This is a genomic window from Aeromicrobium alkaliterrae (assembly GCF_039529015.1).
In the GTDB taxonomy this organism is placed as follows: Bacteria; Actinomycetota; Actinomycetes; order Propionibacteriales; family Nocardioidaceae; genus Aeromicrobium; species Aeromicrobium alkaliterrae.
On record NZ_BAAAME010000009.1, the window covers coordinates 1 to 10,446 of the forward strand.

A 10,446-nucleotide genomic window follows, 5' to 3' on the forward strand; every position below is an offset into this window, starting at 1 on the left:
GGTCAAGCACACGATCGACCAGCTGGCAGACGCCATCGGCGTGGGCCAGGGCCGCATCGTCGACCTCCTGCTGGAACCCATCCCAGCCCCTCGAGCGCGCAAGGCCGGCGACGTCAGTCGAGCTCGCCGAGTCCGCGGCGAGGGCAAGAGCACCCTTCCCCTCAACGCACACATCGACCTGACCACCAAGGACAAGCTCGAGCTGCTGGCAAACGCTCGAGGCCTGACCCAAGGTCGTCTCATCGATGCGCTTGTCCACGAAACGCGCATCGACTCAGACGGTCGACCCGAGTTCTACGACGGCCCCATGGCCGCGGACTTCTTCGAGGAGTTGCCGTTGGCGACCAGCGCATAACGCAGCGAACCCCGCCTTTGGCGAGGCGGGGTTCGGAAGCTGAGGCTAGATCTTCTCTGCTTGGCGGCTACGAGATCTAGCGGGATATTCACCGGTTAGGCAACCGGCCCTTTGTAGTGCCCTCCGGATTGGCGTCCGGGTGAGGCAGTTACCCATTCCCACACGGCAAAGAGTGGAAGGAGTGATCTCACCATACACCGGCACCCTGCAGTTGACACTGCAAGTGACCCCGGCGTGTCTCAGAAGCGAGATCCGCGGTCCACTGATCCCGCCGACGCCTGGCGCGCCCTCGCCAGCGAGATCGCCGGCCGAGGCCGCATGCGCGTCTCCCGCGACGGCGGCCGCACCTACCCGCGACGCTACGAGCGCACCGTCACCGAGCAGCTGCCCAACCAGCCCGCAGCCGTCCTGATCTACGACACCGCCGGCGCAGCCCGCACGTTCTGCATCGACCTCGACACCAGCCGCGGCGGCCGCGCCGCCGTGGCCGCCGACCTCGACGCCGTGACCCGACTGCTCGAGCACTCCGGCGCCCGCTGGTTCTCCGACGAGTCCCCCAACGGCGGCGTCCACGTCTACGTGCCCCTGGCCACGCCAGCGCCCTTCCCCGAAGCCTCCGCACTCGCCCGCGGCCTCGCCGCGACCCTCCCGACCATGGATCCCCAGCCGATGCTCGGTATCGACTCGGGCTGTATCCGTCCTCCAGGAGGCCGCCACAAGACCGGTGGCCACCAGCGCCTCCACGGCAGCCTGTCGGCCGCCTACGAGGCCACCCAGACCGGCACCACCGACGCCAGCTGGCGGAGGCTCGTCGCCGAGCACGCCGAACGCCCTCATAGCTCCCCTGAGCGCGCCACGGACGCAGGTCACGCCACCGTGACCCAGCTGCGCCCCCGCGGCCGGCACAACGCCCCAGACGACACCTACGCGGCGATTGCACGCACGGGCCAGTACGACCCGGCCCGCTACGCCTCACCCTCAGAAGCCCGCCAGGCGGTCGTCTGGTCGGCCGTCGCAGCCGGATGGGACTTCAAGGACCTGGTCGTGCGCGTCGAGAACGGCACCTGGCCCGGCCTCGCGGCCATGTACGGCCGCTACAGCCGGGCCAACCGTCGGGCAGCTTTGACCCGCGACTGGCACAGCGCCGTGGCGTTCGAAAAACGCCGCCGCGAAACCACACAGGTGAAACCTGTCCGCGTAGGCACCACAAGGGGGCCAAAGACACACGCGGGGGCCCTGTACGGGTACGTCCGCACGTGGCTGAACGCCGTCGACCTGGTCTTTGACCAGGATCGCCGCGACGACCTCGCTGCACGCGCTGTGCTCTACGCGCTCGCCGAAGCCGCACAGAAGACCGGCAGCGAGCTCATCGAGTTTGGAAACCGATCACTGGCCATCGCCACCGGTCTCAACCAAGCCACCGTCGGCAAGGTCCTGCGACGGCTCCTCGCTGAGGACGACGCTCTCATTGACCTCGTCGAACCAGCAGCCGGCGTCCGCGCTCACGGCTACATCCTCAAGATCCCCGACAACCACGTGGAGGCCGCTCACGAACGCCCGTGGCGCAAGGGCAAGATCACCGCCGTGCCAGCGGCATTCCGCGAGCTCGGCCTACCAGCCACGTTCGCCTACGCCGCCCTGCGGCAAGTCGACTCCCCCATCTCCGGCCGCGACCTCGCGCACGACGCCAGGCTCGGCGTGCAAACCACCTACGACGCCCTCGAGGTCCTCGAAGCCTTCGGCCTCGCCCGACGTACCCCTGCCGGCTACGTCCTCGGCCCGGCGAACCTGCAACTCCTCGCCGAACGATTCGGTGTGCTCGAGCAGATCCGCGACCAGCTCGACCGCTACCGCGACGAGCGCCGCGCCTGGTGGGCACTGCTCGGCATCGTGCGCCTGGTCGACCACGGACAGACACTCGGCCGCTACGGGCCCGCCCCTCCCCCACCGCCAGACCCCGACGACGCCTACACACTCCTCGACATGCTCGAAGACCAGCTCGGCGCCCACATCATCGCCTTCGACCCGGCGGCCACCGGGTGATTGTCAGATGACCCTTAGCCGACCTATCGGCTAAGGGTCATCCTCGTGCTACCTTCGATCCATGAATAAGCGTCGGACCCAGGCTCGGGTCGCCATTGCGACCACGATGCTCGCGACGCCTGACGCGCAGCTGTGGGGCTACGAGCTCTCCAAGAACTCTCGCGTCGGCCCGGGATCGATGTACCCGTTCCTGTCCGAGCTCCTAGAGGCCGGCTACTTGACCGACGGGTGGGACACGAACCGCGAGACCGGTGAACGCACTCGCCGTTATTACCGCCTTACCGATCACGGCAAGGCCTATCTCTCGTCCTTCGTGTCAGCCGCTCCCGCTGCGAGCCGCGCACGAGCCGCGGCGACGTCCGCCAGACCGAAGCTGGCGAATCCATGAACAATCTCCCGCCGTCCTGGGGCGCGCTTGTCGCAGCAATGACGATGCTCTTCGTCGCCGGGGCCATCCCGGTCATCGTCACCCGACTCATCTGCGTGCTCTACCCGTCGGACCATCCCCGCCGTGCGGAGCTCTTGCTCGAGCTCGCACACGTCCGCAAGGCGGCGCAATTGCCCGACTGGTACGTCTGGCTCGGCCAGATTGCGATGACGGCTGTGCTCGAGGGAGTGCCGGCCCGCGGTCGTCAGGCCCAGACCGCGTTGGACCGTTGGCGCGAGTGGCGTCGGCTTCGTCGGGTCTGGCGGGCAGGCGTGCGGGCGGCGACCTCGGTCCTCGGGTCGCAGGTGAAGGACATCAGTTCCTTCGGGTACGAAGTTCTGCGCGACGGGAAGTCTCGCCTCGTGAGCGTCACGAGTGTCGGCCGGGACGGAGCCGAGGTCGTCTGGCAAGTCTCGACTAGCAGCAGTGAGGTCGTCTGGGATGCCTCAACATCGACGGCTCGCAGTGCCGCGAAAATCGCTGCCACGGCCGGCGAATGGCTCTTGGCTCGGGTTCGTGTGGGCGGAAGGGTTCTCGTTCGTGCGATCGCTCTCTTCCGAGGCGTGCGCAAATGACATCTCCCGGTGCGCCGGGACACTAGCCTCACCGCTGCGCGGTGCCACGGAGCCGCCTACGACGGCGCTCTGCCAGCTGATTTCTTCCCCTCCGGAACGATCCATCGTCGGCCGCTCGCGCTCCACGCAACCGGCTTCGCCGGCGGCACGCCCGTGCTCCCGCTCGGCGCTCGCAAGCTCGCTTATTTCCTCACTCCCACACGACCGCACCGCCCTACGGGTTGACGCTCCACGCTCCATAGCGGCCTTTGGATTCCTCTTGCCCGGAGGGGGCGAAAAACGGTCGGGACGGCGGAGTCCCACGGCCCATCCTTCGGTGCGGAGAGGTTCGTCATGAGCCAGAACACCCAGACCGCCACGGCGGTCACGCAGATCGACCCGCGCACGCTGCTGGTCGACGTCAACGTGCGCAGCGATCTGCGCCTGACCAAGGAGTTCGTCGGATCCATCAAGACCCACGGCGTGCTGCAACCCATCGTGGCCACCCAGACCGAGCAGGGCGCACGCGTCCGGTTCGGTCACCGCCGCACCCACGCGGCGATCGAGGCCGGACTCGACACCGTGCCCGTGATCCTCGTCCCGAGCGACACTGACGGTGACGCCGAGGCGATCGAGCGGCTGCTGACCCAGCACGCCGAGAACGAGCACCGAGCCGGACTCACCACCGGTGAGAACATCGAGGTCGCCCGTCAGCTGAGCCTCCTCGGGCTCACGTCCGGGCAGATCGCGAAGCGAACCCACACCAAGAGGGCCGACGTTGACGCCCGCCTCGCCGTGGGCGCATCCGAGTTGGCCGCGAAAGCCACCGACCGCTACGACCTGAGCCTCGATCAGGCGGCCGTCATCGCCGACTTCGAGGACGACGTCGAGACCGTCAAGGCCCTCGTCGCCGCCGCGAACGAAGGCCGCTTCGAGCACGTCGCCCAGGTCGCCCGGGACGCCCGCGCCGAGGCAGAGGCCAAGGCCCCGGTCATCGCCGCCCTGACCGAGCAGGGCGTGAGGGTCATCGACGCCCGCCCCCGCTACAACCAGGACGCCAAGGCCGTCGACACCCTGCGCGACACCGAGGGCCAGGACCTCGACCCCATCGCACACGCCGACTGCCCCGGCCACGCGGTCTACCTGACCGAGGTCGAGACCTACACCGAGCCCGACGGCACCGTCCTCGACGTCAACCGCTGGGGCGACGTCGAATGGCCCGAGGGCAACGAGCCCACCGACGAGGACGACGCCGACGCCCGCTTCGCCGCCGTCACCATCACCGTCGAGTGGATGCCCGAAGCGGTGTGCCTGTCCCCCGCCGAGCACGGCCACCTGACCTCCCAGGAGTGGTACGACAAGCAGAGCCGACCGGTTCCCGCCGACGAGAAGTCCGAGGAGCAGCGCGAAGCCGACCGCATCGCCCGTCGCCTCGTCATCGACAACAACAAGGCGTGGAAGTCCGCCCGCGAAGTCCGGGGCGAGTGGGTCAAGACGTACCTGAGCCGCAAGACCGCACCCGCGAGCGCCTGGACGTTCGTTGCCGTGGCGCACGCCCACGACGCTCACCTGCTGGGTGAGGCCGACGCCAACCGCATCGCCGCCGATTGGTTCGGGGTCGAGGCCGCGATCTACGGCCACTCCCCCGCCCTGACCGCGCTGGCCGAGGAGGCAGGCGACAAGCGTGCCCAGGTCATCACGCTCGGGCTGATCCTCGCCGCCTACGAGCACCGCGCCAGTGACAATGCCTGGCGCGGCAACGGCGAGGAGTCCACCACCGGCCGCTACCTGCGATACCTCGCGTCGCTCGGATACAACCTCTCCGACGTCGAGGACTACGCCGCGAGCAACCAGACGGTCTAAGACCGGGTGGGGCGCTGCCACGGAGGGCGGCGCCCCACTCCCCCCACTCCCCCGCTCTCCTAGTCCGCTGGGCTCGGGCCCCGTCGGCGCACATAGTTACAGACTCGGGAAGTCTGTAACTATGTAACTTCGGGACTCGCGAACTTCCAAACTGCGGAAGTCGCGAGCTCGGCGTGTCGATGTCGTTCGACGTACAGACTCCCGTAGTCTGAGAGTTACAGACTTCGAAAGTATCGGAGTCACGTGCTCTGCAAGTCACAGACTGACAGAGATCCAAAGTACGAAAGAGCCAGGCTTTCGGACTTTGGAACATACAGACTCACAAACTCACAGACCCTGTAACTCACGGAGGAACAGACATGCGCATCATCGCCATTGCCAACCAGAAGGGGGGAGTAGGGAAGACGACCGTGACCATGAACCTCGCCGCCGTCGCCCACGAGGCAGGCTCTCGCGTCCTAGTCGTCGACGTCGACCCGCAAGCATCAGCCGAGTTCTGGGCGACGCAGGCCGAGCAAGGTGCAGGCATCCCGTTCGACCTCACCACCAGCACCGATCCGGCGCAGCTCGCCAGCATGCGCGACCTGCCGTACGACGTGATCCTGGTTGACACCCCCGGAAGTCTCGAGGCCGAGGACGTCTTGACCACGGTGCTGCAGAACGCAGATTTCGTCATCCTGCCCACCGAACCGACCCCCTTGGCGCTCGGACCCGTCGTGCGAACCGTCCGCCAGGTCATCGCCCCCAGCGGTGTCGACTACCGGGTCCTGCTCAACAAGGTCGACCCCCGGACGCCGGCCGATGCCAGCGATGCGGCCGGACTCCTCGACCAGACCGGACTCAAGCGCTTCCGCGCCTTCATCCGGACATACAAGGTGCACACGCTCGCTCCGCTTGAAGGCAAGGTCGTGACCCAGTACCCGCATGACCAACGCACGCTGAGGGCCGTCGAGGACTTCCGCAAGGTCAACTCCGAGCTGCTTACCCAGTTCGCCAACGAGAAGGTGGCTTCCTGATGGCACGGCGCGACTTCGCCTCGATGATTCCCACGCTCGACAAGGCTCCCGAGACCCCCGCCGCACCACCGACACCGACTGTCGTCCCGAGCACTGCCGCCGCGGCGACCAAGAAAGTCGACAAGTCGCCTAAGAAGACCCCAGAGGCAAAGAAGGCCGCAACGCGGCCGCCGGAACGATCAGCTCCTGTCGCCAGTAGGGGAGTGGCTGGGGGAGTGGGGTTCGACCAACTCGAGCGCAAGGAAACCCGCCTCAGCGCGGACCAGTACGCCGAGCTGACGACGATCGCCCGTGACCTCAACCGGCGCAGGGCCGGCGCAGGTCACCGGATCACCGAGAACACCCTCATCCGGCTCGGCATCGACCTCCTGCGCGAGCGCGCAGGCGACCTCAGTGGAGCGACCGAGGCCGAACTCCGGGCATCACTGCGACTCCCGTAGAACGACTCACTACAAAGTTCCGTACTTACAGACTCCGTAAGTGCAGGAACCACAGACTTCGAGCGATCCGCCTCGCTCGAGCAACGGCGATCCGCCTCGCCGTGAAGCCCGCGATCACACGGTCGCGGGCTTCGTGCGACAACGATCGAGGTCGTGATCTTGAGAAGTTTGTCGGTGAATCTTTTGAGAAAACTGTGCGGGGTGATCCGCAGCACATGTACTACTTGCCTCACAACGGTGAAGCAACCGCCGGTGATGATGGCCGTACGACGGCGATGAGCCGTGGGCGGCACTGCGTGAGGTATCGGAATGTCCGGTCGGTTGGTCGCTCGTCTCGTCCCTGCTCTGATCGTCGCGCTGGTCTTGAGCCTGCTGGGTTTCCCCGCGCAGGCCTATGACCCTGCTGACGCCGACGAGGAACGTCGCGCCGAGCTCCAGGACGTGGAGGCGCTCGACTCCACCGGCAACGAGAACACCGTCCCAGGCAACTCGTCTGCGCTGGGTGAAGCGCTCGCGGCGGCGAAGGAATCGGGGGAGCAGATCGAGGTCGAGTCGCTTCGCACCGAGTATGAGACGTTCTATGCCAACCCCGACGGAACATTCACCCGCGACACCACGCAGACGCCGACCCGAGCGGAGAACGCTGACGGCGACCTGGTGCCGATTAACACAGACCTGAGCGAGGCTGGTGAACGCCTCGAACCGACGGCCACGACTGATGAGGTCTCGCTCTCGGCAACGGGCGATGGATCGCTGGCTTCGCTGACGCTCGACAGCGGCGCGTCCATTGCGCTGGGCCTGCCGCAGCTCGAGCTCGCAGCACCGACGGTCGACGGTTCGGTGGCGACATATGAGGTCACTTCGGAACCGTCGGCGCCCGCAACTCCCGAGCAAGAGCCTTCCCCTGCGCCTTCGCCTTCCCCCGAGGTGTCACCGGAGGCGCCCACCGACGGCGCCACCGCGGTCGAGCCGGCGTCTTTCCGTATCAACGAAGTGACGCCGGCCGCCGACTCCGTCCGGGTAGGCGTCGGGTCGACGGGGTTCGCGGCTCACGTACTGCTTGAGGCGGCCCCCGCGGTCGCGCCGGAGTATGTGTTCGACTTCTCCGCTCCGGGCCTGACCGCTGAGCTCGTCGACGGCGTGCTGATCTTCAAGGACGCTGACGGGGTTGTGGTTGCGCAATCGGCGCCGCTGATGATGTGGGACGCGCAGGTCGACGAGAACGGCCTTCCCGCCAACCAGGCAGCAGTCGACGCCGAACTCACCCAGGACGGTGAGACCTGGCGGTTGACCCTCAAGCCGGCCATGGACTTCCTGAACGCCGAATCCACGCAGTACCCGGTCACGATCGACCCGGACATCAGCTCGGTCAATCGCCTGGGCACGGGCTATGTCAGCGAGGGCAATCCCAACACTTCCTACACGAACGCGACCACTCTGACCGTCGGAGCGGCCGGCGGCCGCAACGAGGCCTTGATGGCGTTCTCCTACAACGAATACCTCGGCGCAACCGTCACACGCGCGTACCTGACGCTGTGGCAGATCTCCGCAGCCTCTTGCACCGCCCAGCCGACCAACATCTACTCGGTGGTCAGCGGAGACGGCCCGAACTGGACATGGAACACACGCCCTACCTACAGCACCGACCCGCGGTTCACCGCGACACAGGTGAGCTTCCGGGGCGCTTCGTCTTGCAACGCAGGCCTCGAGAGCGCTGATGTGACCAACATCGTCAATGGTTGGGCAGGCCGCCACGTCGGGCCGGAGACTCAGCCGTTTGCGACACGACAGGTCTACAACAACCGTCAGGTCTTCGCGTTGGCAGCTCCTAACCCGACCGACCCGGCTCAGAAGCGGGTCTTCTGCTCGGGGGTCGTGAGTACGACGTGCCCCACCATTGGTCTCGACAAGCAGCCGAAGCTCTCGGTGACGTTCACCCCGGACACCGGCGCTCAGTCCTGGTACTCCATGACCGACCGCCCCCTCGGCGACCGCATGAGCCTGTCGGTCAACAACCGCAACGGCAACGTCGTCGTGCAGAACGCCGACATCGACGTCGCTGGCGTCGGCCTCGACTTCACCCTGCAGCGCACCTACAACTCCCAGGGCGTCGAGACCGGTCCCCTCGGCCCCCGGTGGAGCCTCTCCATCGGGCCGGACGTCTGGCTGGAGAAGAAGACCGAGTACCGGTACGACTTCCACGGCCCCGGTGGCACCGTCATCGGCTCGTTCGTCCGCAAGTCCTCCAACCCGGCGAGCCCGGACTACAACAAGTTCAGCACCCCCGTCGGGGGTGCGGGCGCCGATCTGACCCAGAGCGGGGCAGAGTTCACCCTCACCTTTAGGCAGAACCAGTCGAAGTACGTTTTCGGACAGCCGGACATCTTCGGAAACACCTACATGCGCTACCTGCGTGACCGGTCGAACAACCAGATAGAGGCCCAGTATTCCGGCCTCCCGTCCTACCCGCCGAAGGTCTCGCAGTTCATCGACTCCGCCGGCCGCACGTACACGCCCACCTACACCGGCGAGGTCATCACCAAGATCGCGACCGCGGACGTCAGCGGACCTGGCGTGCGCGAATGGAACTACGCCTACACCGACGGCAACCTGACCAGCTCGAGCGACGCGGCTGGCAACGCCACGACCTACGAATACGTGGCGGCCAGCGGCGCCCCGCGGCTGTCGAAGATCACCCAGCCCGTCAACCAGTCCGGCGCAGCGCCGACGACCGAGATCACCTACAACACCGCATCAGCCGAAGTCGCCACTATTGGGGCACGCCTCGACAACTCAGCAACGGGGCTACTGACCTACTCGTGGCAGTTCAACACCGGCCTCGTGCCGGCGTGCCAGAACAACGGCCAACTGTCGACGGTCGTCACCGACGCCCGCGGCAAGCCGACCACGTACTGCTACGCGAAGCGCAACAACTCTGCGTCCGATGCCAAGATCTGGGTCTACGACGCTCTCGGCAAGGCGCGCTCGGAGGACTACAGTGCCGACAATCAGCCGCTGAGCTCGACCAGCGCCGGTAACCAGAGCCTCACCGCTGACGGATCAACGGTGAACACCTACAACAACGACATCACCGACCAGCTGACGACTGTCACCCAGCCGAAGAATGGCTCGACCAGCGGACAAGCCGCCACCGGCAACGCCAACTACGGCGGCACACCCAGCAACGTGCAGGGCGGCACCTACCTCCCATCGGACGTCAAGGACACTGCCGGCGACTGCAACGCTTACGACTACGACACCATGGGTCGCACCACCGTCAGCTACTCAGGCATCTCCAGCAGCGGAAGCACGTGCGGCAGCAAGACCGCGGCCGGGGTCAACAAGACACACAGCGAGTACAACCCCAACGGCACCACGTCGAAGACCTGGGACGCCAACGCCGTGCCCCCCGGCGGCACCCCCACGGACGCCGAGAAGACCGTCTACACGTACTGGCAGACCACCGACCCCGGCTTCGTCGCCGGCACCCAGTGGCAGGTCAAGTCCATCAAGAAGCCCGGCGGCGACTGCTCCAACACCGCCAGCCGTCGCCTGTGCACCTCGTTCACCTACGACGGCGCCGCTCGGGTCCTGACCGAGACCGACGGCCGCGGCGAAGTCACCGCCTATGCCTACGACCAGATGGACCGCACCACTCGCGTCTTCTACAACGGAGCCACCGAGCTCAACTGCCTGCTGATCACCCTGACCGGCGACTGCATCATGTACACCTACGACGCCGCGGGCA

8 protein-coding genes are annotated in these 10,446 nt (G+C 66.7%); all 8 read left to right on the forward strand.

Features of this window, described 5'->3' with window-relative positions:
* Positions 1-355: hypothetical protein (locus ABD127_RS17185; protein ID WP_344203790.1), on the forward strand; the 355-nt coding region annotated here is incomplete at its 5' end.
* Between the two features lie 234 nt (positions 356-589).
* Positions 590-2,398: a hypothetical protein gene (locus tag ABD127_RS17190; protein WP_344203792.1), complete on the forward strand. Its 1,809-nt coding sequence runs from the start codon at positions 590-592 to the stop codon at positions 2,396-2,398.
* A 61-nt stretch (positions 2,399-2,459) separates the two neighbouring features.
* Complete coding sequence (locus tag ABD127_RS17195; RefSeq protein ID WP_344203794.1) at positions 2,460-2,786, forward strand: PadR family transcriptional regulator; 327 nt, start codon at positions 2,460-2,462, stop codon at positions 2,784-2,786.
* Complete coding sequence (locus ABD127_RS17200) at positions 2,783-3,400, forward strand: hypothetical protein (RefSeq protein ID WP_344203795.1); 618 nt, start codon at positions 2,783-2,785, stop codon at positions 3,398-3,400. Before ABD127_RS17195 ends, ABD127_RS17200 begins: the two co-directional genes overlap by 4 nt.
* Before the next feature lie 333 nt (positions 3,401-3,733).
* Positions 3,734-5,242 carry a ParB/RepB/Spo0J family partition protein gene (locus tag ABD127_RS17205; RefSeq protein ID WP_344203797.1) on the forward strand — a complete coding sequence of 503 codons (1,509 nt, stop codon included), beginning with the start codon at positions 3,734-3,736 and terminating at the stop codon, positions 5,240-5,242.
* Positions 5,243-5,601: 359 nt separating this feature from the next.
* Complete coding sequence (locus ABD127_RS17210) at positions 5,602-6,258, forward strand: AAA family ATPase (protein ID WP_344203800.1); 657 nt, start codon at positions 5,602-5,604, stop codon at positions 6,256-6,258.
* Entirely contained in the window at positions 6,258-6,698 is a 441-nt protein-coding gene (locus ABD127_RS17215; protein ID WP_344203801.1) for a hypothetical protein, read from the forward strand. Before ABD127_RS17210 ends, ABD127_RS17215 begins: the two co-directional genes overlap by 1 nt.
* A gap of 309 nt (positions 6,699-7,007) precedes the next feature.
* The coding region (locus tag ABD127_RS17220) for a DNRLRE domain-containing protein (RefSeq protein WP_344203803.1) at positions 7,008-10,446 on the forward strand (3,439 nt) is incomplete at its 3' end.

Bases quoted from the DNA above. Each gene is read 5' to 3' on its own strand.
- ABD127_RS17215 (WP_344203801.1), top strand. From the start codon at position 6,258: ATGGCACGGCGCGACTTCGCCTCGATGATTCCCACGCTCGACAAGGCT.
- ABD127_RS17200 (WP_344203795.1), top strand. From the start codon at position 2,783: ATGAACAATCTCCCGCCGTCCTGGGGCGCGCTTGTCGCAGCAATGACG.
- ABD127_RS17210 (WP_344203800.1), top strand. From the start codon at position 5,602: ATGCGCATCATCGCCATTGCCAACCAGAAGGGGGGAGTAGGGAAGACG.
- ABD127_RS17195 (WP_344203794.1), top strand. From the start codon at position 2,460: ATGAATAAGCGTCGGACCCAGGCTCGGGTCGCCATTGCGACCACGATG.
- ABD127_RS17205 (WP_344203797.1), top strand. From the start codon at position 3,734: ATGAGCCAGAACACCCAGACCGCCACGGCGGTCACGCAGATCGACCCG.